The sequence below is a fragment of the Luteibacter sp. genome (assembly GCF_009912395.1).
GTDB lineage: Bacteria > Pseudomonadota > Gammaproteobacteria > Xanthomonadales > Rhodanobacteraceae > Luteibacter.
In genome coordinates this window covers 1-23,763 of the sequence record NZ_WNDO01000030.1, presented here as the reverse complement: position 1 = coordinate 23,763, position 23,763 = coordinate 1, and the positions used below count along the sequence as shown (strand labels likewise).

General features: G+C 65.7%; 23 protein-coding genes. 6 read left to right on the top strand and 17 right to left on the bottom strand.

Translation table 11 applies throughout. The features are described 5' to 3' along the window. Positions 1-89 precede the first annotated feature (89 nt). Positions 90-380, bottom strand: coding sequence for a DNA-directed RNA polymerase subunit omega (gene rpoZ, locus GAK28_RS20845; protein ID WP_291784011.1), 291 nt, complete (start codon positions 378-380; stop codon positions 90-92). Positions 381-556: 176 nt separating this feature from the next. On the opposite strand from rpoZ, the gene GAK28_RS20840 reads away from it, so the two are divergent. Next, positions 557-1,390, top strand: coding sequence for a VacJ family lipoprotein (locus tag GAK28_RS20840; protein WP_291784009.1), 834 nt, complete (start codon positions 557-559; stop codon positions 1,388-1,390). A 392-nt stretch (positions 1,391-1,782) separates the two neighbouring features. Here the strand turns inward: GAK28_RS20840 and GAK28_RS20835 are convergent, their stop codons facing one another. The 7 genes from GAK28_RS20835 to GAK28_RS20805 all read right to left on the bottom strand — a co-directional run bounded on the left by GAK28_RS20835 (position 1,783) and on the right by GAK28_RS20805 (position 6,803). Continuing rightward, positions 1,783-2,079 carry an STAS domain-containing protein gene (locus GAK28_RS20835; protein ID WP_291784007.1) on the bottom strand — a complete coding sequence of 99 codons (297 nt, stop codon included), beginning with the start codon at positions 2,077-2,079 and terminating at the stop codon, positions 1,783-1,785. Beyond that, the gene (locus tag GAK28_RS20830; protein WP_291784005.1) at positions 2,076-2,750 is read right to left on the bottom strand and encodes an ABC transporter substrate-binding protein; all 675 of its coding nucleotides are present in this window, start codon (positions 2,748-2,750) and stop codon (positions 2,076-2,078) included. Before GAK28_RS20830 ends, GAK28_RS20835 begins: the two co-directional genes overlap by 4 nt. A gap of 20 nt (positions 2,751-2,770) precedes the next feature. Beyond that, complete coding sequence (gene mlaD, locus GAK28_RS20825; RefSeq protein ID WP_291784003.1) at positions 2,771-3,646, bottom strand: outer membrane lipid asymmetry maintenance protein MlaD; 876 nt, start codon at positions 3,644-3,646, stop codon at positions 2,771-2,773. Positions 3,647-3,704: 58 nt separating this feature from the next. Next, the gene (gene mlaE, locus GAK28_RS20820; RefSeq protein ID WP_291784001.1) at positions 3,705-4,472 is read right to left on the bottom strand and encodes a lipid asymmetry maintenance ABC transporter permease subunit MlaE; all 768 of its coding nucleotides are present in this window, start codon (positions 4,470-4,472) and stop codon (positions 3,705-3,707) included. Then, the gene (locus GAK28_RS20815; protein ID WP_291783999.1) at positions 4,469-5,281 is read right to left on the bottom strand and encodes an ABC transporter ATP-binding protein; all 813 of its coding nucleotides are present in this window, start codon (positions 5,279-5,281) and stop codon (positions 4,469-4,471) included. Before GAK28_RS20815 ends, mlaE begins: the two co-directional genes overlap by 4 nt. Continuing rightward, positions 5,278-5,895 (bottom strand): guanylate kinase, encoded by a 618-nt coding sequence (gmk, locus tag GAK28_RS20810; protein WP_291783997.1) that lies wholly within the window; start codon positions 5,893-5,895, stop codon positions 5,278-5,280. Before gmk ends, GAK28_RS20815 begins: the two co-directional genes overlap by 4 nt. Before the next feature lie 116 nt (positions 5,896-6,011). Next, on the bottom strand, positions 6,012-6,803 hold the full coding sequence (locus tag GAK28_RS20805) for a GYF domain-containing protein (protein WP_291783995.1): 792 nt from the start codon (positions 6,801-6,803) through the stop codon (positions 6,012-6,014). Between the two features lie 101 nt (positions 6,804-6,904). Between GAK28_RS20805 and brnQ the strand changes: the two genes are divergently transcribed. After that, the gene (brnQ, locus tag GAK28_RS20800) at positions 6,905-8,266 is read left to right on the top strand and encodes a branched-chain amino acid transport system II carrier protein (protein ID WP_291783993.1); all 1,362 of its coding nucleotides are present in this window, start codon (positions 6,905-6,907) and stop codon (positions 8,264-8,266) included. Between the two features lie 79 nt (positions 8,267-8,345). Here the strand turns inward: brnQ and GAK28_RS20795 are convergent, their stop codons facing one another. Next, a complete protein-coding gene (locus GAK28_RS20795; RefSeq protein ID WP_291783991.1) occupies positions 8,346-9,254 on the bottom strand; it encodes an AraC family transcriptional regulator in 909 nt (302 codons plus the stop codon). A gap of 95 nt (positions 9,255-9,349) precedes the next feature. On the opposite strand from GAK28_RS20795, the gene GAK28_RS20790 reads away from it, so the two are divergent. Next, on the top strand, positions 9,350-10,342 hold the full coding sequence (locus tag GAK28_RS20790; RefSeq protein ID WP_291783989.1) for an oxidoreductase: 993 nt from the start codon (positions 9,350-9,352) through the stop codon (positions 10,340-10,342). On the opposite strand, the gene GAK28_RS20785 is transcribed toward GAK28_RS20790, so the two are convergent. Further along, the gene (locus tag GAK28_RS20785) at positions 10,343-11,236 is read right to left on the bottom strand and encodes a LysR family transcriptional regulator (protein WP_291783986.1); all 894 of its coding nucleotides are present in this window, start codon (positions 11,234-11,236) and stop codon (positions 10,343-10,345) included. It abuts the gene before it with no gap. A 102-nt stretch (positions 11,237-11,338) separates the two neighbouring features. On the opposite strand from GAK28_RS20785, the gene GAK28_RS20780 reads away from it, so the two are divergent. Together GAK28_RS20780 and GAK28_RS20775 are read left to right on the top strand one after the other, a co-directional pair. Next, complete coding sequence (locus GAK28_RS20780) at positions 11,339-12,532, top strand: MFS transporter (RefSeq protein WP_291783984.1); 1,194 nt, start codon at positions 11,339-11,341, stop codon at positions 12,530-12,532. Beyond that, the gene (locus tag GAK28_RS20775; RefSeq protein WP_291783982.1) at positions 12,529-12,918 is read left to right on the top strand and encodes a hypothetical protein; all 390 of its coding nucleotides are present in this window, start codon (positions 12,529-12,531) and stop codon (positions 12,916-12,918) included. Before GAK28_RS20780 ends, GAK28_RS20775 begins: the two co-directional genes overlap by 4 nt. A gap of 172 nt (positions 12,919-13,090) precedes the next feature. On the opposite strand, the gene GAK28_RS20770 is transcribed toward GAK28_RS20775, so the two are convergent. From GAK28_RS20770 to betI, 4 genes are all read right to left on the bottom strand, one after another. Next, entirely contained in the window at positions 13,091-13,819 is a 729-nt protein-coding gene (locus tag GAK28_RS20770; RefSeq protein WP_291783980.1) for a TorF family putative porin, read from the bottom strand. A gap of 10 nt (positions 13,820-13,829) precedes the next feature. Beyond that, positions 13,830-15,515, bottom strand: coding sequence for a choline dehydrogenase (gene betA / locus GAK28_RS20765; RefSeq protein ID WP_291783978.1), 1,686 nt, complete (start codon positions 15,513-15,515; stop codon positions 13,830-13,832). A 100-nt stretch (positions 15,516-15,615) separates the two neighbouring features. Next, positions 15,616-17,085 carry a betaine-aldehyde dehydrogenase gene (betB, locus tag GAK28_RS20760; RefSeq protein WP_291783976.1) on the bottom strand — a complete coding sequence of 490 codons (1,470 nt, stop codon included), beginning with the start codon at positions 17,083-17,085 and terminating at the stop codon, positions 15,616-15,618. 32 nt (positions 17,086-17,117) lie between these two features. Continuing rightward, complete coding sequence (betI, locus tag GAK28_RS20755) at positions 17,118-17,702, bottom strand: transcriptional regulator BetI (protein ID WP_291783973.1); 585 nt, start codon at positions 17,700-17,702, stop codon at positions 17,118-17,120. A gap of 169 nt (positions 17,703-17,871) precedes the next feature. On the opposite strand from betI, the gene GAK28_RS20750 reads away from it, so the two are divergent. Then, positions 17,872-19,419, top strand: a complete 1,548-nt coding sequence (locus GAK28_RS20750) for a BCCT family transporter (RefSeq protein ID WP_291783971.1) — start codon at positions 17,872-17,874, stop codon at positions 19,417-19,419. A 389-nt stretch (positions 19,420-19,808) separates the two neighbouring features. On the opposite strand, the gene GAK28_RS20745 is transcribed toward GAK28_RS20750, so the two are convergent. From GAK28_RS20745 to GAK28_RS20735, 3 genes are all read right to left on the bottom strand, one after another. Continuing rightward, positions 19,809-21,122 (bottom strand): amidohydrolase family protein, encoded by a 1,314-nt coding sequence (locus GAK28_RS20745; RefSeq protein ID WP_291783969.1) that lies wholly within the window; start codon positions 21,120-21,122, stop codon positions 19,809-19,811. Between the two features lie 22 nt (positions 21,123-21,144). Further along, positions 21,145-23,325: a penicillin acylase family protein gene (locus GAK28_RS20740; RefSeq protein WP_291783967.1), complete on the bottom strand. Its 2,181-nt coding sequence runs from the start codon at positions 23,323-23,325 to the stop codon at positions 21,145-21,147. Positions 23,326-23,578: 253 nt separating this feature from the next. Continuing rightward, positions 23,579-23,763, bottom strand: a 185-nt coding sequence (locus GAK28_RS20735) for a hypothetical protein (RefSeq protein WP_291774467.1), incomplete at its 5' end; no start/stop codon positions are given.

Sequence of the window (23,763 nt, the reverse complement as noted above, 5' to 3'; positions counted from 1 at the left end):
GGCGACGCCTCCCGCGCGCGGCATGGAGAGCCGCGCGTCAACCTGCGCAGTGAACGGATGAATGCAGGGCCGACAGCGACCCGGCGTCATCAGTCATCTCCGCCCTTCGAGAGGTCGTCGTCCACTTCGGTGGCGGCCCACTCGAGGGCTTCACGCTCGGCACGCTCGCGGGTGGCCTTGTCGATCGCGTCGATCATATCTTCGGTGACGCGACGCTCGGCGATTTCGCGCAGGGCGACGACGGTCGGCTTGTCGTGATCCGGATCGATCGTGGGTTCGGCACCCTTGGCGAGCTGACGGGCGCGCTTGGTCGCAAGGAGCACCAGCTCGAAGCGATTGTCGACTACCTCTAGGCAGTCTTGGACAGTAATACGGGCCATTTCAAATCCTTGACAATAAAGACACTTCTGACCGCACAGTCTACCGTCGAGGCCGGTTGGCTGGCAATCGGGGCGGGGGTATGATGCCCGGTTCCGGCCCGGATGGACCCGGCGGATGAAAATAATAAAACCAAGCGGTACACTAAAGTATCGCCTCACCCCGTAAAGTAGACCCCATGCCTTCCAGCCTCCTGTCACGGATCGTCCGCCCCGCGCTCGGCCTGCTGGCCACCGGCCTCCTGGCCGCGTGCCATATCGCCCCACCGCGCACCGACGACCCGAACGAGCACTTCAACCGCAAGGTCTACGCCTTCAACGACAGCCTCGACAAGACCCTGATCCGGCCTGTCGCCGTGGGCTACCGCAAGGTGACCAACCCGCCGGTCCGCACCGCGGTGAGCGATTTCTATACGAATATCCGCCTGCCGATCACGGTCGCCAACGAGCTGCTGCAGGCCCGTCCCAAGCAGGCCATCCAGACCACCGGCCGCTTCGTGGTCAACCTAACCATCGGCTTCCTGGGCTTCAAGGACCCAGCCAGCCTGCTCGGCATGCCGCTGTATGACACCGACTTCGGCGTGACCCTGGCCCGCTGGGGCGTGCCCGAGGGCAGCTACCTGGTCCTGCCCTTCGTCGGCCCGACCACGCCGCGCGACGTCTGGCGCCTGCCGGTCGACAGCTACTTCTTCGATCCGCTCAGCTATTTCTCCCGCAATCACGACTTCAAGGCCGGCCAGTACTACATCCCGTCGGTCCTTTATCTCGTGACCCTGCGCGCCCGTGCGATCGACGCCGAAAGCTTCCTGAATTCGGCCTACGACCCGTACGTGTTCATGCGTGACGCCTACCGCCAGCAGCGCCTCTACCAGATCTACGACGGCAACCCGCCGGCGGACGTGGTCGAGCGCATGCAGGGCATCACCGGCAACGACAACTCGAACTTCGACCCCGAAGAGCTGCTCGACCAGCAGCACAAGTGGGAACAGCAGAACGGGCAGAAGCCGGAATAAAGAAAAAGGGGCCCATGGGCCCCTTTTTTTGCTCGTCGTTCCTGTGAAAACAGGAATCCAGCGCCTCGGTTCACCAGCATGGCGAGGGCATCGCATCGGCCTTTGCGTAGGAGGCGGCGACGCGACAACCGATTGCCTCGCGCTGGGTTCCAGCGTGCGCTGGAACGACGGTTCGCGGGCTCGTCGTTTCTGTGAAAACAGGAACCCAGCGCCTCGGTTTACCCGCACGGGGAGGGCGCCGAATCGGCTTTACGTAGGAGGCCCCGATGCGATAACCGATCGCCTCGCGCTGGGTTCCAGCGTTCGCTGGAACGACGGATCGCCAGCCTCGTCGCTCCTGCGAAAGCAGGAGCCCAGGGCCATGAGTACGGTTATCGCGTAACGCCCACGCGTCAAAGAAGCGGTTCGACGCCCGAAACGCGGGCCAGGGCCTGGAGGCCCGTCGGTGCATGGGCGACGCGGATCGCCCTGCCCTTGCTGCGGCCGTGCGCCAGCAGCGCCAGCACCGTGGCAAGGCCGGCGCTGTCCGCCTGGGCGACGCCGGAAAGATCCAGCACCGTCTGCGACCCACGATCCAGCTCGGCACGACCGGCACCGAGCGCGGCCGTCGCCGTGGCGAACGTGAGCGCACCGGATACCGCGAGGGTATCCGGTGCCGGGGTGGTCAGCTGGAAGGCCGGCTGGCTCACTTCTTCTTGCCGCCAGAATCCTTCTCAAGCTGGTCGATCGCCGCCGAGCCCTTCTGCTCGAGGTCGGCGATCAGCTTGTCCAGACCTTCCTTCTTGATCTCGGCGTCGACCTGGTTGCGGTAGTTGGTGATGTAGGAAATACCTTCGATGATTACGTCGTAGGCCTTCCAGTCACCACTCTTGCTCTGGCGGAATGCGTAATCCACCGACACCGACTTGCCGTCGTCCAGCATGACCTGGGTACGAACTACCGTGCGCTTCGGGTTCTGTTCGCCGGTGAACGGCAACACCTTCACGCGGCCACGGGTGTAGTTCAACAGGCCTTCGGCGTAGCGATGGGTGATCGAGTTGTAGAACGCCTTGGCGAAGCGCTCCCGCTGTTCGGGCGACGCCTTCGAAGCGTTCTGACCCAGCACCAGGATGGAGGCGTAGTCGATGTCGAAGTGCGGCAGGAAGGTGTCGTCGATGACGGCGATCAGCTTTTCCTTGTCGTTCTTCAGCTCGGCCTGGTGTCCTTCGATGGCCTTGCCCAGGTCGTCCGAGATGGTCTGGACGATCTGCTGGGGCTGCTGGCCCTGGGTGGCCGCCGGGGCGGCGTTCTGGGCGAGGACCGGCGCGGCCACGACCGTGCCGACGGCCAGGGCGATGGCGAGGGAAAGCTGACGCAGCATGCGAGTCTCCTGGGCCGGCATTACTTCTTGCCGGCGTTGTCTGGTTTGGCGTCGCCGGAGGCGCCGCCGTTTTTGTTGTTGCTCGGCGAGCCGTTCACGAGGAACTTGCCGATCAGGTCTTCCAGTTGCATCGCCGACTGCGTGAGGACGAGTTCGTCGCCTTCCTGCAGGTACTCCGGCGAGCCGCCCGGCTGGAGGGCAACATACTGGCTACCGATCAAACCGCTTGTGAACACCGCGGCGGCCGAGTCATCCGGTATCTGGGAGTAGCGCTTGTCGATCGCAAGGGTCACCGTGGCCTCGCTGGAGCCCGGCTTGATGACGATGGAATCGACGCTGCCGATGGGCACGCCGGCCATCTTCACCGCGGCGCCTACCTGCAGGCCGCCGATATTGGTGAAGTTGCCCGTCACGTGGAAGGTACCGCCCAGGTGGTCCGGGGCACTGCCGCCGCCGAAGAACTTGCCGAGCATTTCTTCCAGCTGCTGCGCCGGGCGGGTCAGGCCCAGCTCGCCGCCTTCCTTGACCGGGTTCTTCGACCGGCCGAACTGGATACCCACGTACTGGTCGCCCAGCAGGCCGCTGGTGTAGATCGTAGCGACCGAGTCGTCCGGGATGTCCTTGTGGTTGTCGTCGATCGACAGCGTCACCTTGGCTTCTTCCTTGCCCGGGACGAGGTCGATGGCCTGGACCGAACCGACGCGAACGCCGGCGATCTTCACCGGAGCGCGGACCTTGAGCTGGCCGACGTTGGCGAAACGAGTCTCGACCGGGTAGCTGGAGCCCTGCCGCGAATTGGCCACCGAGGTGGTCTGGGTCGCGAGATAGGCCAGCGCGGCGAAGCCGAGCACGATGAACAGGCCGGTGCCGACGGCATAGGAGCGTCTCTGGGTCACGGCACGATCCTCGGGTTGGATGCGGAAAGGGATGCGGTCATGGCGGGCCTCCGTGGCCTCAGATCAGGAATGAGGTGAGGACGAAGTCCAGCGCCAGGATGGCGATGGACGATGCGACCACCGTGCGCGTCGTCGCGTAGGCGACGCCTTCGCTGGTCGGCGGGGTGGTGTAGCCCTGGAACACCGCGATCAGGGAGACCACGATGCCGAAGGCGAAGGACTTGAGCAGCACGCCGTTGATGATGTCCTTGTGGACATCCACCGCGGCGGTCATGTTGGACCAGAAGGTGCCGTTGTCGATGCCCAGCCAGGTCACGCCGACGAGGTGACCGCCGAACACGCCCATGGCGCAGAACACCACGCCCAGCAACGGCAGGGCGATCACGCCGGCGAGGAAGCGCGGCGCGGCGACGTAGGCGACCGGGTCCACGGCCATCATTTCCATGGCGTCGAGCTGGTCGGTGGCGCGCATCAGGCCGATCTCGGCGGTGATGGACGTACCGGCGCGGCCGGCGAACAGCAGCGCGGTCACGACCGGGCCCAGCTCGCGGTAGATCGCGATGGCGACGACGGTGCCCGTGGCCGAGGTGCCGCCGAAGATCGACAGCACGTCGTACAGCTGCAGGCCCAGCACCATGCCCACGAACAGGCCGCAGGTCATGACGATGGTGAGGCTCATGGCGCCCACGAACCAGATCTGCCGGAGCGTCTCGCGACCATGGCGCATGCTGCGCGGGATGGCCGCCAGCACGGTAAGGAGAAACAGCCCGCAGGCGCCGATCTGCGTCAGGCTGCGAATGACGACGTTGTCGTCCCTGGTGGTCATGCCTTGCCTCCGGGGAAACCGAGCGCCGTGGCGTAGTCGCCGGCGGGGTACTGGAACGGGACGGGGCCATCCGGCTGGCCGCCGAAGAACTGCGCCGTCCACGGCGAGCCGTCGTTGGCGAGCGTGTCGGGCGCACCCTGCGCCACGACCTTGCCGTTGGCGATGAGGTAGACGTGGTCGGCCACCTTCTGCACCGCCGCCAGTTCGTGCGCCACCAGCACGCTGGTGATGCCCAGCGTCTCGTTGAGCGTGCGGATCAGCAGCAACACCTGGTTGAGCGCGATGGGATCGAGGCCCACGAAGGGTTCGTCATACAGGATAAGCGCCGGATCGAAGACGATCGCGCGCGCCAGCGCCACGCGACGGGCCATGCCGCCGGACAGCTCGGTGGGCATGAGCTTGGCCGCCCCACGCAGGCCCACGGCCTGGAGCTTGTTCAGCACGATGTTGCGGACCAGTTCCTCCGGCAGCTTCGTGTGCTGGCGCAGGGGGAAGGCCACGTTTTCGAAGACGTCGAAATCGGTGAGCAGGGCCGAGTTCTGGAACAGGTAGCCGATGCGCTCGCGCAGCTCGAACAGCTTCTCGCGGGACAACGCCGGCACGTTCTGACCATCCACCTCGATGCTGCCGGCGTCGCCGCGCATCTGCCCGGTGATGTGCTTGAGCAGGGTGGTCTTGCCCGTGCCGCTGGGCCCCATGATCGCCGTGACCTTGCCACGCGGGATATCGAGGTCGAGCGAGTCGAAAATCGTCTTGCCGTTGAGGACGGTGGTCAGTCCGCGTACGCGGACGATGGCGTCGTCGGTCATGGGGCGATCAGCTCCTGGATCAGTGCCTCATGGCGTTTGGCCGTGTGCGGCGAGCGCAGCCGCACGGCATGGACGATGGCCTGGAGGTCGCCCAGGGCGTCCTCGAAGCTGTCGTTGACGATGATGTAGTCGAATTCGTGCGCATGGGCGATCTCTTCGCGTGAATTGATCAACCGGCGCTCGATGACGTCCGCCGCGTCCGTGTTACGACCGCGCAGGCGGCGTTCCAGTTCCACGCGCGACGGCGGCAGGATGAACACGCTGACACAGTCCGGCTTGCCTTTGCGCACCTGGCGGGCGCCCTGCCAGTCGATTTCCAGCAGCACGTCGGCGCCGGCGTTCAGCTTTTCGTCCACGACGGTGCGCGAGGTGCCGTAGAGGTTGCCGTGCACCACCGCGTGTTCGAGGAAGATGCCGTCCTCGATTTCCTTCTCGAAATCGGGGCGCTCCACGAAGAAATAGTGGCGACCGTACATTTCGCCCACGCGCGGCGGGCGCGTGGTGTGCGAGATGGAAAGGGAAATCTGCGGCTCGCGTTCAAGCAGCGCGTTGACCAGCGTCGATTTGCCCGCACCCGACGGCGCGGCCACCACGAAAAGGGTGCCTGGCGTCATCCGTGGGTATCTCGATGGGGGTTCATGGCTCTCTCCCGGAACACCGCCCCGCCGGACAAGGCCGGAAAGGCGCGGCATTTCGTTGCGCAAAACGGGATTGTAGCCGGATTCGCCCCCTAGCCGTGGCCCAGGGCCGCCATCAAGGCCAGCAGCACGACCAGGACAACGCCGACCGGCACGCACCACAGCACCCAGAACACGGCCTTCGGCGCGGGCGGATCGACGCGACCGGTGGCCCGCCAGCGGGCGACCCAGCTCATCTGGCCCTGGAGATAGAACGTGGTGAAGAAGAACAGCGTCACGCCGCCGATCTCGGGCACGAGGCCCAGCGGGGTGAGCACGCGGCGCATGGAGTCGGCCATCGAGAAGAAGGCCACGATCAGGCAGGCCCACTGGGCCAGGCCGACCAGCCCCTGGAAACCGATCAGCGAGATCGGCGGCAGGCCGTCGCCGGCATCGGCGAACTGGCCGACGATGGCGAACACCCAGACGCCGACGGTCAGCAGCATCGAGGCGATCAGCCAGTTCGTCGCCTTGCTGGACGGATCGATCTTCTTGATCCAGGACGCCTGGACGAACGGCCAGATCACACCCATCAAACCCAGGGTGGGGATACACAGGAGCAGGACGAGGAACCAGTGCAGGTTGGGCGGCTCGGGCAGCGCCAGGACGCTGGCATCGGAAGGCGCCAGGCTACCGAAGGCGCCCGGTGGCATGGGCGGGGGCGTGGACTCGGGCGCCAGGCCCAGCACCTCGTGCAGCGGACGCCAGCTTTCCATGCCGTCGACCCAGGCCAGCATCGAGAGCTTTACCTTGCCCTCGATCAGCCACTGCCGGATGACGGACTCGGCATAGGGACCGAACTTCTCCTGCCCACGACCCAGCCAGATCTCGCGTTCCTGATCCATTGCCCACTCCCCTGGTCATTCCGGTGGCCGGGGAGTATGCCCAAGGACGCTGTCATGGGCGAGTTTCGTTCGACGGGTTCGCCCGGGCGTCCGCAGGGGCTATGCTCGACCCTTCCCCTCCCCGCCACGCCGTGCCTTCGTCAGTGAACACGTTCCGCGCAAGAGACATCCTCATCCTGGGATTCATGAACTTCGCCCTGTACGTCGGGGCGGGCAACATCATCTTCCCGCCCTTCATCGGCCTCCAGGCGGGGACCTCGGTCTGGGCGGCGGCCATCGGCTTCCTGCTCACGGGCGTGGGCCTTCCGGTGATCACCTCCATCGCCATGGCGCGGGCCGAGGGCGCGATGTCCGCGCTGACCCAACCCGTGGGCCGCACCAGCGGCATGGTGCTCACGATCGTCTGCTACCTCTGCATCGGCCCGCTGTTCGCGATCCCGCGTACGACCACGGTGTCGTACGAGACGGCCATCCAGCCTTTCGTCGGCTCGGACCACTGGCTCTGGCTGTTCAGTCTTGCCTATTTCGCGGTGGTGATCGCCGTCTCGCTGCACCCCGGCAAGCTCATGGACACTGTGGGCAAGGTCCTCTCGCCGATCAAGATCGCCGCCCTCATCGTGCTGGCGATCACCACCCTGCTGTGGCCCGCCGGCCAGCCGGGCGCCCCGAGCGAGCTGTACGCGCACGCCGCGTTCTCGCAGGGCCTGACCAACGGCTACCTCACGATGGACACGCTCGGTGCGCTGGCCTTCGGTCTGGTCATCGTCAACGCCATCCGCTCGCGCGGCGTCGACGCGCCGAAACTGATCACGCGCTACGCGGTGCTCTCCGGCGTGATCGCCGGCGTGGGCCTGGCGCTGATCTACGTCTGCCTGTTCCTGTTGGGCACCGGCAGCACCGCCATCGCGGGCAACGCCACCAACGGCGCCGAGGTGCTCAGCGCCTACGTGCACTTCAGCTACGGCGTCGGCGGCAGCGTCTTCCTCGGCGTGTTGATCACCATCGCCTGCATGGTCACGGCGATCGGCCTCACCTCCGCGTGCGCCAGCTACTTCAGCGGCATCACGCGCATCAGCTACCGCACCTACGTGTGGATCTTCGCGGCCTTCTCGTGGATGGTGTCGAACCTGGGCCTCACCCGCCTGATCGGCGTGTCGGTGCCGATCCTCACCTCGATCTATCCGGTCTTCATCGTGCTGATTGCCACCTTCTTCATGCGCCCGCTGTTCCGCTCGCCGTCGCGCGTGGTGGTGCCGGTGTCGATCGTCGCCCTGACCATCGGCAGCGCCGACGCGCTCAACGCCGCCGGGCTCGACGCGCTGGCGCTGGTGAAACAGTTGCCGCTGCACGAGCAGGGTCTGTCGTGGCTGCCGCCTGCCTTGGTAGTGATGGCGGTGATGGCACTGGTGGATCGTTTCGTCGGCCCCGATCGATCCCCCGTAAACGCCGACTCGCCGTTGTAGGAGCGCGCTTGCGCGCGACCCGGGGGCGCGAATGACTGGCCCGCTGCCGCGGGATCGCGCGCAAGCGCGCTCCTACAGGTTATGCCGCCAGGTAATGACTGGGCGCCACGCCCACGATGCGCTTGAACGCATGGCTGAACGCGCTTTCCGAGGCATAGCCCAGGTCACGCGCCAGCACCGACACCGGTTGTTCGCCACGACGCAACGCATGGCAGGCCAGACGCATGCGCCACTGCGCGATGTAGGTCAGCGGCGCCACGCCCGCCACGCATTTGAAATGCGCGGCGAACGCGGTACGCGACATCGCCGACAAACGTGCCATCTCGTCCAGTCGCCATGACTTGCCCGGCTCCGCGTGGACCCGGCGCAACACGTCCGCCAGCCTCGGATCCGTCGCCGCACGCAACCAGCCGGTGCGTGGCACCTCGCCCATGGCGAGATAAGCGCGAAGAATGTGCAGGAACAACAGGTAGGCCAACTGCGTCGTCGCCAACCCCGCGCCCGGACGATCGCCGGATTGTTCCGCCACCATGCGATCAAGCAACCAGCGTATCACGCCGGCTTCCGGCGAGGCGCCATGCACGTGGATGAACGAGGGCAACGCATCCACCAGCAAGGGCGCGTACGCGGGATGCAGGCGGATATGCCCGCCGACGAGCAGGTCGTCGTCGCGATCGTTCAGCGCCGCGATAGGCCCGCCATTCGCGACGAGGGCTGCACTGTACTCCAGTGGCTCCAACGCCGGATCGCTCGCTAGCACGAAACGCTTCCCTGCGATCAGCAGGATCACGTCGCCCGCATGCATGCGCACGGGCGCCGGCTCGTCCTCCACGGATAGCCAGCATTCGCCGCGGACCATGGCGAAGAACTTCATCTTGTCGGGCGCGGGAAAACGGACCGCCCAGTCGCCGCCGACCTGGAATCCGCCGGAGACGACCGATTCGACGTCGGCCAGACGAAGCATGTCGGTAATGGGATCGTGGTTCATGACCTGGACGATTGCGCATGGAACAGGGACTTTCAAGTATTCATCGTTCGGGGCACCGCCCCTACTTTGTGGACTCCCCTACCAAGGAGCCCACCATGCGCACGCCCCAGCATCCCCTTCCCTCGGGCCACGGCCCGGCCACGACCGCTGACGACATCCTCGCCGGCGTCGACCTCACGGGACGCACCGCCATCGTCACGGGCGGCTACTCCGGCCTGGGCACCGAGACCACCCGCGCCCTGCGCGCCGCTGGCGCCCGCGTGATCGTGCCGGCCCGCGACCTCGCCAAGGCCCGCGAGAACCTCAAGGGCCTGGATGTCGAGATCCTGCCGATGGACCTCGCCGATCCCGCCTCCATCGACGCCTTCGCCCGTGATTTCCTCGCCCGCGAAGAACCGTTGCACATCCTCGTCAACAGCGCCGGCGTCATGGCCTGTCCGCTGGAACGCGACGCCCGTGGCTACGAGCGCCAGTTCGCCACCAACCATCTTGGCCACTTCCAGCTCACCGTGCGCCTGTGGCCCGCGCTGGTCCGCGCCAACGGTGCCCGCGTGGTTGCCCTGTCCTCGCGCGGCCATCGCTTCTCCGCTGTGGACTTCGACGATCCGCACTTCGAACGCCGCGCCTACGATCCGTGGGTGGCCTACGGCCAGTCGAAGACCGCCAACTCGCTGTTCGCCCTCGGCGTCGACGCACGCGGCCAGGCGCAAGGCATCCGCGCGTTCGCCGTGCATCCGGGCGCGATCATCACCGACCTCGTCCGCCATCTCGACGAAGACACCCTGCGTGGCTTCGGCGCCCTCGACGAACAGGGGCGTCCCGTCGCCGACCTCGCCAAGGGCCTGAAGAACGTGCCGCAGGGCGCCGCGACCAGCGTCTGGACGGCCGCCAGCCCGCAGCTCGATGGCATGGGTGGCGTGTACTGCGAGGATGCGGACATCGCCCCGGTGCTGCCCGCCAGCAGCCCCGCCGAACTCGGCCAGATCCCCCAGGAAATCGGCGTACGCCTATGGGCGATCGACCCGGACGCCGCGGAACGCCTGTGGACGTTGAGCGAAACGTTGACCGGCGCGGGCCTGCCGCGCTGATCAGCCCGACGTAGCCTGCCGCGCGTGGTCGATGAAGCGTCGTACCGCGTGCGGCACATGCCGCGTGTTCGGATAAACGGCGTACACGCCCTGGTCGGGGAAACGGTGACGGCGCAGCAACGCCACCAGCGCGCCCTCGGCCAGGTCGCGTGCCGCCAGCCAGCGGGGCATGATCGCCACGCCATGCCCCGCGCGGGCGAAGGCAAGCAGGGTCGCCGCGTTGTCGGCGCTCAGCATGACGTTGCCCGGGTTGCTGGGAAAGACGGTTTCCGTGCCGTCCGAGGCGCGCAACACCTGGTCCGGCAGGCGTGGATAACCGATGCGTGGAAGACCGATCACCCAGGCCGGATCGTCGGGCCGGGCACGCCCCCTGCCCCGCAGCAGCGAAGGCGCCGCAACCGCCACGATGTCGTAGCGCGACAGTTCCGCCGCGCGGTATTCGGCGTCCTGTAGTCGCCCAAGGCGAATCGCGAGATCGAAGCGTTCCGGGATCAGCTGCGCCGGTGCGGAACTGGTGGACAGGTGAATACGTAGTCCGGTATGCGTGGCGTGGAAGGTGTCCACCCAACCAATCACGGCATGCGCCGCATACTCCGGCGTGGTGGTGATGCGCAGGCGACCGATCAGCGGGGCGTCGTCGCCGCGCGCCTCGTCGATGGCCCGGCGTGCGCTTTCCAGCGTTTCGACGCAACGTTCATAGAACCGTTCGCCCGCATCGGTCAGCGTCAGGCTGCGCGTGTTGCGGATGAGCAGCGCCACGCCAAGGTCGGCTTCCAGCCGCTTGAGGTTGAAGCTGACGACCGCCCGGCTGAGGCCGAGCGCGGTCGCGGCCGCCGATAGCGAGCCGGCGTCGACCACGGCCTTGAAGATGTCGAAACGGTCCAGGCTGATCATGGGCTACTCGTCAAACTATTTTTGACAATCTATCCGTCTGGATGGGCTATTTCCAGACAGGCGGATTCCCTACGCTGCGCGCTTTCTCCCTGGAGTCGCGCCGTGGACGAGCGCAACCGTGTCGCGTGGATCTATCTGCTGGGCTTCGCGCTCGACCTGGTCAACATGTTCGCCGCCAACGTGGCCATGCCGCGCATCGGCCAGGACCTGGCCGCCAGCGTGGGCCAGCTCTCGTGGGTCAGCGGCATCTACACGCTGGGGCTGACCGTCGTAATCCCCGCCGGCCCGCGTCTCGCCGCGTGGCTGGGCGAGAAACCGCTGATCGGCGTCGCGCTGGCAGGCTTCGCCGCCATGTCGGCGCTGGCCGGCGCCACGCACGACATCCATGCGCTGATCGGCTGGCGCTTTGGCCAGGGCCTGTTCGGCGGGCTGCTGATTCCCGTCGGGCAAGCCTGGGCCTATCGGCTCACGCCAGCCAGCGAACGCAGCGCCCTGACGACGCGGGTGATGTTCGTCGCCCTGCTGATTCCGGCGCTGTCGCCGATGCTCGGTGGCGCGCTGGTGGACGCCGTGTCCTGGCGCTGGCTGTATCTGGCCAATGTGCCGCTGGCTCTGATCGTCCTGGCACTGGCCGTGGTGTGGCTGCCGAAAGGCGGCCACCCCGCCGGTAGTGCCGCGTTCCTTCCCGCCATCCCGTCGCTGCTACGCCTGCGTGCGCTGCATACGGCGATGCTGGTCTATCTGCTGGTGCCCGGCGTCTTTGTCGGCGTGAACCTCATCGCCGCACTGCACCTGACCACACTGGGCTATTCACCTGCCGCCATCGGCGCCCTGATGCTTCCCTGGGCCGCGGCCTCCGCCGTGGCGATCATGACGACACGCCGTGGCTTCGGACGCTTCGGTGCGCGTCCGCTGCTGTTCGTCGGCATGGTCGCGCAGGCACTGGGCATCCTTGCGTTGGGCAAGATCGTCGGACCGGGAGACGCCTGGGCACCCTGCGCCTTCGTGCTGATGGGACTGGGCGGCAGCCTGTGTTCCAGCACCGCACAAACCCTCGCGTTCACCGGCGTTCCGGACGCGCGCATGGGCCAGGCCAGCGCCCTGTGGAACATGAATCGCCAGCTCGCCTTCTGCCTCGGCCCCGTGGCCATGGGCGCCGCATGGCAGGCCTTCGGCGGATCGAACGCACCGTATACAACGCTTGGCCTCGCCGCCCTGCTCACCCTGCTTCCCACGACCGTCGCGCTGCGACTATCGCGCCGGCATACTTTTCCCCTTGAGGAGACCTCCGCATGAATGACATCGCACATCGCGAAATCGTCGAGCTGCATCGACAGATCGAGACTTGGTTCGGCGGTGACGCCGAAGATGCGGCGCTCGGCGCCTTGGTCGAACGCTTCGATCCTGGGTTCCGCATGGTCACCGTGCGCGGCGACCGACTGGATCGCGCCGGTGTCGAAAACCTGTTCGGCAACCTGCGCGGCGCACGCCGGGGCCTTCGCATCGACATCGCCGACGTGGTGACCCATTCATCCGCCGATGGCCTGTGGGTGTCGTACACCGAAACGCAGACGCTACCCGACGGCAGCGGCAATCGTCGTCATTCGACGGCGTGGCTGATCCCGCAGCAGGGTGACCGACCGCTGTGGCGTTACCTGCACGAAACGACGTTGCCAACCTAATCCCCCTGCCACTGTAGGAGCGCGCTTGCGCGCGCCCCCTCAGGACAGCCCCAGGCGAATGATGCATTGCGATGATAAGGCGGGCGTTTCAACCGCTCGCCCGATCACCGCAACGCATCATCTATTTTATAGGGTTAGCTGAGGGTTCGCGCGCAAGCGCGCTCCTACAGTGTTACCGGCTGAAATCGGCTTTGATCGACGCGACCAGGTGGGGATGGAACGGATCGCCCGCGTCATGGGCATCGGTGTTCCAGTAGCGCAGGTCGGCGCTCCACGTCGGGGTAAAGCGCCAGGTCGCGCCGAGGTTCCACGCGTTGTAGCCAAACGAACCGATATGCCCGTTCGGACGAAACACCGCGTGCGCTTCCTGCTGGTGCGCGACCACGCCCGACAGGGTCCAGGCGTCATCGATGGCCCAGGCGACCGTGCCTTCCGTGTAATACGCCCGCTGCACCATGCCCGGGTAGTCCGGCGAGTAATTCACGGACAGGCCCATCACCACCGGGCCCACCGGCACGCTGCCGCGTACATACCACTCCGAATACGACACGCGCGTATCGCGTGGCTGGTGGCTATAGCCGTAGTACGCGTAGCCGACGTCCAGCGTGACGATACCCACCTTCGGGCGCCAGCCGGCGTAGACGTCGTACTCGCGCCGGGTATGCGTATCGCCCGACGCGGAAAAATCCACGTTGGACGACCACATGCCCACGTATACGGTATCGCGCCACGCGACATCGGCGCCGAAGAACCGCGACGACTTCCCGTCCGTCTGGCCGATGCCGCGTGACATGTACGTGCTGCGCAGGCCGAGATTGCCCGAGAAGGCCCAATCGTCCGCCGCATGCGCCGACGGCATCGCCGCCAGCGCACACACCAGCACCACCACTCGCGACCTCATCCCGCGTCGATCAGACGCGACGGACCGGGGCGCCATTCGCCTTGTAGTACGGCGCGGTGCTCGGAGCCAGCGCGCCGCGGCCACGGATCGCATCGGCCATCTTTTCCGCGATCATGATCGTCGGTGCATTGAGGTTACCGGTGACCACCTGCGGCATGATCGAGGCATCGATCACACGCAGGCCTTCCATGCCATGCACGCGGCCGTAGCCATCGACCACCGCCATCGGATCGCTGGCCGGGCCCATCTTGTTCGAGCACGACGGGTGGTAGGCCGTCTCGGCGTGTTCGCGGACGAAGGCATCCAGCTCGGCATCCGTGCGCAGGTGCTGTCCCGGCGAAATTTCCTTGCCGCTGTACGCGGACAGCGCCGGCTGCCCGAAAATCTCGCGGGTGATGCGGATCGCGGCGCGGAACTCACGCCAGTCCTGCTCGTGCGACATGTAGTTGAACAGGATGCTCGGATGCACACGCGGATCGCGCGAACGAACATGGACGCGACCGCGGCTCGGCGAGCGCATGGAGCCCACGTGCATCTGGAAGCTGTGCACCTTGATCGGGTTCGAGCCGTCGTAATTGATCGCCACCGGCAGGAAGTGGTACTGCAGGTTCGGCCAGTCGAAGTCTTCATGGCTGCGGATGAAACCGCCCGCCTCGAACTGGTTGCTCGCGCCGATACCGGTACCGGCGAACAGCCACTGCGCGCCGATCGCCGGCTGGTTGTACCACTTGAGCGCCGGCGCCAGCGATACCGGCTTCTTGCATTCGTACTGCAGGTACATCTCCAGGTGGTCCTGAAGGTTCGAACCCACGCCCGGCAGGTCGTGCACCACGGGGATATCCAGCGAACGCAGCAGCGCGGCCGGGCCGACGCCCGAGCGCTGGAGGATCTGCGGCGAGGCGATGGCGCCGCTGCACAGCAGCACCTCGCGACGCGCGAAGGCCTTCTGCATTTCGCCCTCGCCGTTCTTCAGCCAGGCCACGCCTTCGGTGCGCTTGCCGTTGAACAGAATGCGGTCGGTGAGCGCATGGGTGACGATGGTGATGTTCGGACGCGGACGCGCCTGGTCGAGGTAGCCGCGCGCCGTGCTGGCACGGCGGCCCTTCGGCGTCACCGTGCGGTCCATAGGGCCGAAGCCTTCCTGCTGGTAACCGTTGAGGTCATCGGTGCGCGGATAGCCCGCCTGCACGCCCGCATCGACCATGGCCTGGAACAGCTCGTTGTTGCCGTGCTTGGGCGTGGTCACCGAGACCGGGCCATCGCCGCCGTGGTAATCGTTAGGGCCGATGTCGCGCGTCTCCGCCTTGCGGAAGTACGGCAGGCACTGGTTGTACTGCCAGTGCTCCAGGCTCTCGGCCTTGGCCCAGTTGTCGTAGTCCATCGCGTTGCCGCGGATGTAGCACATGCCGTTGATCAGCGACGAACCGCCGAGGCCCTTGCCGCGACCGCAATCCATCACACGGTTGTTCATGTACGGCTCGGGATCGGTCTTGTAGCCCCAGTTGTAGCGGCGACCCTGCAAGGGATACGCGAGCGCGGCGGGCATCTGGGTGCGGAAGTCGAGACGGTAGTCCGGGCCGCCCGCTTCGAGCAGCAGCACGGTGACGTCGGCGTCTTCCGTGAGTCGCGTGGCGAGCGTGTTACCGGCGGATCCCGCGCCGATGATGATGTAGTCGTATTCGTTGGGCTGGGTCATGGACGTTTTCCTCAAGCGTGCGGCGCCATCGCAGCGCCTGGCCACGATCCCGCGTGAATAGGGAGAGGGCGCGCCGCGACCGCGGCGCGCCCGAGGTTCGTCAGAAGACGCTGGCGAACTCGCCCATCTCGACCTGCACCGACTTGATGCGGGTGTAATGGGCCAGGGTGGACAGGCCGTTCTCGCGACCCACACCCGACTGCTTGTAACCGCCCACCGGCATTTCGGCCGGCGACTCGCCCCAGGTGTTCACCCAGCAGATGCCGGCCTGGAGACGGTGGATGACGCTGTGCGCGTCGGCGACGTTCTTCGTGACCACGCCGGCCGCCAGGCCGAAATGCGTGTCGTTGGCGCGGTCGATGGCTTCGTCCACGGTGTCGTAGACGAGGATGCTCATCACCGGCCCGAAGATTTCCTCGCGCACGATGGTCATGTCGTCACGGCAATCGCTGAACACGGTCGGCAGCACATAGGCGCCCTTCGCGCGCGCGCCTTCCGTGTCGCGACCACCACCGATGAGCAGGCGGGCGCCTTCGGCCTTGCCCGACTCGATCATCGACAGCACCTTTTCCATATGCGGGAAGCTGGCCATCGGCCCGAAGTTCACCTGCGGGTCGAGCGGATCGCCCACGCGGATGCGCTTCACGCGCTCCACCACCGCCTGTTCAAACGCGGCCTGCATGGCGCGCGGCACGAACACGCGGGTGCCGTTGGTGCACACCTGGCCGGAGCTGAAGAAGTTTGCCATCACCGCGATGTCGGCGGCGCGGTCGAGGTCGGCATCGGCCAGCACCAGCAGCGGCGACTTACCGCCGAGTTCCATGGTGACTTCCTTCAGCGACGAGGCCGCCGCGCTGGACATCACCTTCTTGCCGGTTTCCACGCCACCCGTGAACGAAATCTTCTCGATCACCGGATGCTCGGTGAGCCACTGGCCGACGTCACGGCCCGGACCCTGCACCACGTTGAACACGCCGTCCGGCACGCCGGCTTCGGTGTAGATCTCGGCGAGCTTCAGCGCCGTGAGCGGGGTGACTTCCGACGGCTTGAACACCATCGCGTTACCGGCGGCCAGCGCCGGGGCCGACTTCCACATGGCGATCTGGATCGGGTAGTTCCACGCGCCGATGCCCGCCACCACGCCCAGCGGCTCGCGGCGGGTGTAGAAGAACGAGCTTTCGCGCAGCGGCAGCTGGATGCCCTCGACCACGGTGGCGAGGCCTGCGTAGTACTCGAGCACGTCCGCGCCGGTGACGATGTCCACCGTGGTGGTTTCGGCGATGGCCTTGCCGGTGTCCAGCGTTTCCAGGTGGGCGAGTTCGTCGTTGCGCTCGCGCAGGATATCCACGGCCTTGCGCAGGATGCGCGAACGCTGCATGGCGGTCATGGCCGCCCACACCTTCTGGCCTTCGGCGGCGCTCTTCACGGCACGCTCCACGTCGGCGCGCGAAGCGCTGGCGACCTGGGCGATGACTTCGCCTGTGGCGGGGTTCACGGTGTCGAACGTGGCGCCGCCTTCCGCGTCGGAGTAACGGCCATGGATATAAAGCTTGTGCAGGGGAAGGGACATAACGCTCCTTGGGTCGGGCGACAGCGCGGGCCTTACGGCGTCAGCTGGCTGTCGATGTAGTCATAGGCGATGCGGCGGGCGTTATCCGCGTCGAAGTCCTTTCCGACCAGGCTGCCACGCAGCCAGAGACCGTCGATCATCGCGGCGAGGCCGCGTGCCGCGCTGACCGCGCGTTCGCGCGGCAGCACGCGGCTGAACTGGTGCGCCAGGTTCGAATACAGGCGCTTGTCGTTGGCTCGTTGCAGGCGCGCCAGGGGCGGCTGGTGCATCGAGGCCGACCAGAAGGTGAGCCACACGCGCATCGCTTCGGAGTTCACCTGGGTGTCGTCGAAGTTGCCATCGACGATGGCGCGCAGGTGGTCGCGCGGCGCATCGCTGGGTGCTTCGGCCCGACAACGGGCTACCGCGTCCTTCAGGTCGCGGAGGATCTTGCGCATGGCGGCGTTGAGCAGGCCATCCTTGTCGCCGAAGTAATGCGCCACGATGCCCGTGGACAGGCCGGCCTTGCTGGCGATGGTCGCCACGGTCGTCTCGGCCAGTCCTTTCTGGTCGATGGACTCCAGGGTGGCGCGGATCAGCTGTTCGCGTCTCAGGGGTTCGACGCCACGCTTGGGCATTTGAAGTCACCTCCATCGTGACCGCCTGGGCGGCCGGGCAGTCCTGTCACTGTAGCGGATGTTGATTGCACGTTCAATCAACTAGGCGTACGATCCAACCGCGCCTTGGTCCGACAAAGGACGTCGCGGAGGCGAAGCATGGTGTTCCACCTCTTCCTGAGACCTCCCGATGTCCCCTCCCGCCACCGCGCCGATGCGCCTGAACCGCGCCGTCTTTATCAGCGCCTCCCTTGTCGCCGCCCTCCTCGGCGGCCTCACGGTCGCCTTTCCCCAGGCGGCCGAACGCTGGCTCGAATCCGCCCAGGGCTGGATCGGCGCCAGCTTCGGCTGGTACTACATGCTGTTGGTCGCGGCCTGCCTGGTCTTCGTGATCTGGCTGGCTTGCTCCCGCCACGGCAGCATCCCGCTAGGCCAGGACGGCGAGAAGCCGGTGTTCGGCTATACGGCGTGGGTGTCGATGCTGTTCTCGGCGGGCATCGGCATCGCGATGCTCTACTACGGCGCGTTCGAGCCGCTCGATCATTTCGTCGAGCCGCCCACCGGCCAGGGCGGCACCGCGTCTGCCGCGCGTGACGCGATGGTGCTCACCTTCCTACACTGGGGCCTGCACGGCTGGGCACTGTATGCCCTGGTCGGCGTGACGCTGGGTTACTTCGCCTACCGCCGCAACCTGCCGCTGGCCCTGCGTTCCGCGCTGGAGCCGCTGTTCGGCGAGCGCATCCACGGCTGCATCGGCCACTTCGTCGACGGCTTCGGCATCGTCGCCACGCTGGTCTCGATGATCACCAACCTCGGCATCGGTGCGCTCGTGTTGCACTCCGGCCTGGTCTACCTGTTCGGCGTGCCGAACACGCCGCAGGTGCTGGTGGCCATCGTGGTGGTGATGATGATCGTCGCCACCCTCGTGGTGGTGACCGGCGTGGAGAAGGGCATCGTCTGGTTGTCCAACCTCAACGTGCGTCTGCTTGTGCTGCTGCTGGCCTTCGTCCTGTTCTGCGGCCCCACGCGCTATCTGCTCGATGGCCTGCTGCAGAACACCGGTGATTACCTGTCCCGCTTCGTTGGCAAGACCTTCGACATGTACAACAACGACAAGGGCGGCCGTCACTGGCTGGGTGCATGGACGATCTTCTACTGGGCGTGGTGGATCGCCTGGGCGCCGTTCGTGGGCCTGTTCGTGGCGCGCATCTCGCGCGGCCGTACGATTCGCGAAGTGATCCTGGGCGTGATGCTGATCCCACTGGGCTTTACCCTCGCGTGGCTCTCGATCTTTGGCAACACCGCGATCAACCTCGTGCTGAACAAGGGCCAGGACGCACTTGCCGCCGTCGCAAAGACGGATGCCGCGATGACGCTGTTCAAGCTGATCGAATACCTGCCCGGCGCGCACTGGGTGGCCGGCGCCGTGATCATCATTGGTTTCGTGCTGTTCCTCACGCCGGTGGACTCCGGCACGCTGATGATCTCCAACCTGTGCATGCGCCACGACGCCACGCCCTCCGCCGACGAACACGCCGACGCCCCGGCGTGGGTACGCGTGTTCTGGTCCATCGCCATCGGCGTGCTCAGCATCGGCCTGCTGCTCGCAGGCAACTTCGGCGCAATGCAGACCGCCGTAACCCTCTGCGGCCTACCCTTCTCGTTCGTGCTGATCCTCTACATGGCCGGCCTGGTAAAAGCCCTCCGCACCGAACCCACACCCCCACCCCAACTGTAGGAGCGAGCTTGCTCGCGACCCCTCAGGACAACTAACGCGAATGAGGCATTGCAATGATCAAGCAGGCGTTTACCGCTCGCTTCATCACCGCAATGCCTCCTTCGTTTCATAGGCACGGTTGAGGCATCGCGAGCAAGCTCGCTCCTACAACAGCCGCCGCCGACGACATCATCGCAACACCGCCCACCCCCACCTGTAGGAGCGAGCTTGCTCGCGACCCCTCAGGACAGCTAACGCGAATGAGGCATTGCGTTGATCAGGCAGGCGTTTACCGCTCACTTGATAACCGCAAGGCCTCATTCGTTTCATAGGTACAGTTGAGGCATCGCGAGCAAGCTCGCTCCTACAACAGCCGCCGCCGACGACATCGTCGCAAGACGCGGACGGATTCAATTGCCGGGGCGCTTGTAGATCAGGCCACCCTTCATCACGAAGCGCACGTTCGACAGCACACCGATATCCTTCGTCGGATCTCCCGGCACCGCGATGACATCGGCATCCAATCCGACCTTCAACTGGCCGATACGATCCTGCTGACGCAACACCTTCGCGTTCACCGAGGTCGCCGCCAGCAAGGCCTGCGTCGGCGTCATGCCATCGCGGACCATCCACTCCAGTTCCTTGTAGTTGGTACCGTGTGCGAACACGCCCACGTCACTGCCCGCGCCGATAGTGACGCCAGCGGCCATCGCCCGCTTGAACGCCTCGGCTGACTTCGTCATCGCCTCCGTCGGCGGTGCATCCGGCTTCCACCCGCCGAAATAGCTGGCATAGGCGGCACTGGCCTCCAACGTCGGCATATAGGCCACGCCGCGCTTCTTCATCAGCGCGAATACCTCGGCCGTTCCGTCGTAACCATGCTCGATGGTGTCTACGCCGGCCATCACCGAACGCCGCATGCCTTCCGCCGTGGTGGAATGCACCGCCACCGGCAGACCCAGCGAATGGGCCGTTTCCACCGCGACGTTCAATTCCTCCTGCGTCAACGTCGGCATCGAGCCCTTCGCCTTGCCGCAGTGGTAATCGGCATACAGCTTGATCCAGTCCGCACCATGCGCCGCCTGATCACGCACGGCATCGATCATCTGCGCCGTGCCACTGACCGGGATCGCCCCTTGCGGCAGGTCCAGGTCCTCACGAAAGCCCAGCGGCCCCGGCCCATAGCAATGCGCCGCCACCGTCGCCCGCGTGGCGACATACAGATGCGGCCCCGGAATCAGCCCCTTGTCGATCGCCTTCTGCACATCGACATCGGCGTAACCGGCGCCCTCGGTGCCCAGATCGCGCAGCGCCGTATATCCGCTCATCAGCGTATCGCGCGCATGCTTCACTGCCTCGATAGTGCGGAACGGCAACGTCTCCTTGAGCATCTGGTCGTTCCACAGAGTCTCGTTATACGGATGCAGGAAGATATGCGAGTGCGCGTCGATCAACCCAGGCAACAGGGTCATGCCCGGCAGGTCGATCACGTCCGTACCCACCGGCACCTCCACCGACCCGATCGGCCCGACGGCGGCAATCCACTCGCCCTCCACCAGCACCACCCAGCCAGCATGGACCTGCCCATCCTTCGCATCGAAGACCCGATCCGCCTTGAGCATCACAGGATGCAGGGGCGGCGACGGCACATCGTCCGCCCACGCAGTCGACACCATCGAAAGACCGATCACCCACGCCAGCACACGGCGCGACCCACGAAGCATGCCCATAACCCCTCCCGCCGATTCACTCACCCGGATGATAGGTCCGCTCGACATGCCCTTGCAGGTCGTCCGGCCAGAAGTACACCTTGCGCAGGTTACCCGTGGTGTAGCGCTCCGCCTCGTCGTTGAAATGCGGCGACGACGGGTTGCCACTCTCACCACCGATGGTGATGGCCCGCGCACTCACCTTCGGCCCGAACTCCACCACCGCCACAAAGCTGTTGCCGCTGGTGCCGTAATAACGCTTCGTGCCCGGCCAGCGATGCGCGCCGAACGATGCCAGCGAGCCCCAGCGTGACGACGTAAACGGCACCGGGATGCTCGGCTTTGCGTCGTCGAAGGTCTGCACGATGGCCGCGTCGTTGCGCTGGTAGCGATTCGCCTCGCCCCACGGCACACCCCAGCTGCCGAAATCCTTCTCCAACCGCTTCACCGCATCGGCCAGGGCCTTCAACCACTTTTGCGGACCGGCACGATCGGCCATCACGTCGTAGATAGTCAGGCCTTCCTGGGTATCCTCCTTGCTCACGGCATCCCACAGGATGTCGCCCCAGTACACCGCCAGCGTGGTCGGCATCGAGGCGATGCCCCAGCGATAATCCCAGCCGCGTAGCAAGCCGACGGGACCGGCCAGACGAGCCTTCAAGGGATCGCTGTCCGGCAACGCGTCATAATCGCGGATAAGTATCGGCAACTGCCGCTCGAAGGCCGGCAAGTACGAATCGAACGCCGCCGCGATGAGCGAGGCCTGGGTCATGTCGCGCTGGCCGGTCAACACACGGACCGCATGCAGCCCTCGCGGGTTCTCGCCGACCATGTCCATATAACGCGGGAAGTCGGCCTTCTTCGGGCTGTCCTCGCCCGCCGCCGTGTACGGCCAGTCGTTGGTATTGAACGCCCAACCCGTGCGCGGATTGATCACCCGCGGCGCCTTGTCCAGCGGCAGCAAGCCCTGCCAGTCGGTGGCCGGGTCGCTGCCATCCACGGGCTTCGTATAGTCAAAGCGATCGTCACGCTTCGGGATGAACTGCGGATGCAGGTAGGCGATATTGCCCTTATCGTCCGCATAGAGCGTGTTGTTCGACGAGTTGGCCTTCAGCACGGCCACCTTCATATAGCTGGCGAAGTCCGTCGCCTTCGTTCGCAACCAGCTTTGCTGCAAGGCCTCCAGCGGCTTGTTCATCAAGGCCACGGCAATCCACTTGCCGTCCTTCTCGCGCACCACGGGACCATGATGCGTGGCGTAGGTGGTGAAACGCCGCTCGGTCACGCCGCCATCCGCACCTTTCACCTTGACGATCACCTCGCGCGTACGCACCGGTCGGCTTGCACTGCCGTAGCGGTACGAGAGCTTGCCTCCGTCACGCACGATCGTTTCGGCAAACTCATCCACCACATCCACGCCAGACGAGGTATGCATCCAGCCCAGATGCGGATTGAAGCCCTGATAGATGAAGAACTGACCCCACGTCACCGCGCCATAGGCGTCCAGCCCCTCATCGCTGCTCATCTGCAACTCGGAGCGGAAGAAAAACGAGGTATGCGGATTGATCAGCAGCAAGGCATGTCCGTCGGCCGTGATCTTCGGCGCGATGGCGATGCCATTGGAGCCCGTCGGCTCCCACCAGCTCGACGGCGGCGTGACCTGGGCCAGCGCCCCGGCCGGGTCCTTGCCGTAGAACGCCTGCAAGTCCTTCGTGGACACCCGCTCGATGTCACCACCGATACTGCCCTCGCTGAAACTCAGCGCCATCCACGGCTCGAAATGGGTGATGACGCGCGGATGTACGTCGGGATGCGTGGCGAGGTAATAGTTGAGGCCGTCGGCCCAGCCCTCCATCAAGGCCTTCAACCAGGAAGGGCTGCGCGAGTACAAGGCCTTCAACTCGGCTTCGTCCACGAACAACTTCTGGCGAAGATCCTTCCACAGGGCGGACTCGCCTTCGGCTTCCGCTAGGCGGCCGAGTGAGACGAGATAGTTCGTCTCCACGCGGTTGAAGTCATCCTCGGCCTGGGCATACGCCGCACCGAACACCGCCTGCGCGTCGGTCTTGCCGTGGACATGGGCAATACCCCAGTCGTCACGGACGATGGTCACCGCCTTGGCCGTTCGCTGCTCGCGAGCCGTGGGCGCATCGGCAGCGTGGACCGCAGGCACAAGCAACGCCACCAGCAGCAACGTCAGTCGATTTCGGCACGGCATCGTCTCTATCCCCTGGAACCAGTCACCGATCGTACCGGCGCAAGGCGCGGTAGCGTCAAGTGCCAGACCGACCACCTCCTGTAGGAGCGCGCTTGCGCGCGACCCGCGACAGCGGCAATCTGGCCCGCTATCGCAGGATCGCGTGCAACAGGTCAGGCCTCGCGCGAGCTCGCAACCCGGCTCACCTTCTGTAGGAGCGCGCTTGCGCGCGATGGGTGCTCGCGACAACCTGGCATCGCGCGCAAGCGCGCTCCTACAGTTCGGGCTCCCGCGAGATGAACCACATCCAGATCGCACCCAGCGTCGAACCAATCAGCAAGGCGCCGGAGAATTCCAGCCAGTTATCCGGCCATTCGTATTGGTGGGGACGTAGATCATAGCGACCGGCGAAACTGCCTAACGCGAAGGCCGCGACGATAAAGGCGATCAAGGAAATCC

Coding starts and splice junctions, on each gene's coding strand:
- GAK28_RS20790 (WP_291783989.1), top strand. CDS start 9,350: ATGCGCACGCCCCAGCATCCCCTTCCCTCGGGCCACGGCCCGGCCACG.
- GAK28_RS20795 (WP_291783991.1), bottom strand. CDS start 9,254: ATGAACCACGATCCCATTACCGACATGCTTCGTCTGGCCGACGTCGAA.
- GAK28_RS20815 (WP_291783999.1), bottom strand. CDS start 5,281: ATGACCGACGACGCCATCGTCCGCGTACGCGGACTGACCACCGTCCTC.
- GAK28_RS20775 (WP_291783982.1), top strand. CDS start 12,529: ATGAATGACATCGCACATCGCGAAATCGTCGAGCTGCATCGACAGATC.
- GAK28_RS20745 (WP_291783969.1), bottom strand. CDS start 21,122: ATGCTTCGTGGGTCGCGCCGTGTGCTGGCGTGGGTGATCGGTCTTTCG.
- GAK28_RS20840 (WP_291784009.1), top strand. CDS start 557: ATGCCTTCCAGCCTCCTGTCACGGATCGTCCGCCCCGCGCTCGGCCTG.
- gmk (WP_291783997.1), bottom strand. CDS start 5,895: ATGACGCCAGGCACCCTTTTCGTGGTGGCCGCGCCGTCGGGTGCGGGC.
- mlaE (WP_291784001.1), bottom strand. CDS start 4,472: ATGACCACCAGGGACGACAACGTCGTCATTCGCAGCCTGACGCAGATC.
- brnQ (WP_291783993.1), top strand. CDS start 6,905: ATGCTCGACCCTTCCCCTCCCCGCCACGCCGTGCCTTCGTCAGTGAAC.
- GAK28_RS20830 (WP_291784005.1), bottom strand. CDS start 2,750: ATGCTGCGTCAGCTTTCCCTCGCCATCGCCCTGGCCGTCGGCACGGTC.
- GAK28_RS20805 (WP_291783995.1), bottom strand. CDS start 6,803: ATGGATCAGGAACGCGAGATCTGGCTGGGTCGTGGGCAGGAGAAGTTC.
- GAK28_RS20785 (WP_291783986.1), bottom strand. CDS start 11,236: ATGATCAGCCTGGACCGTTTCGACATCTTCAAGGCCGTGGTCGACGCC.
- betA (WP_291783978.1), bottom strand. CDS start 15,515: ATGACCCAGCCCAACGAATACGACTACATCATCATCGGCGCGGGATCC.
- betB (WP_291783976.1), bottom strand. CDS start 17,085: ATGTCCCTTCCCCTGCACAAGCTTTATATCCATGGCCGTTACTCCGAC.
- GAK28_RS20750 (WP_291783971.1), top strand. CDS start 17,872: ATGTCCCCTCCCGCCACCGCGCCGATGCGCCTGAACCGCGCCGTCTTT.
- GAK28_RS20770 (WP_291783980.1), bottom strand. CDS start 13,819: ATGAGGTCGCGAGTGGTGGTGCTGGTGTGTGCGCTGGCGGCGATGCCG.
- GAK28_RS20740 (WP_291783967.1), bottom strand. CDS start 23,325: ATGCCGTGCCGAAATCGACTGACGTTGCTGCTGGTGGCGTTGCTTGTG.
- rpoZ (WP_291784011.1), bottom strand. CDS start 380: ATGGCCCGTATTACTGTCCAAGACTGCCTAGAGGTAGTCGACAATCGC.
- betI (WP_291783973.1), bottom strand. CDS start 17,702: ATGCCCAAGCGTGGCGTCGAACCCCTGAGACGCGAACAGCTGATCCGC.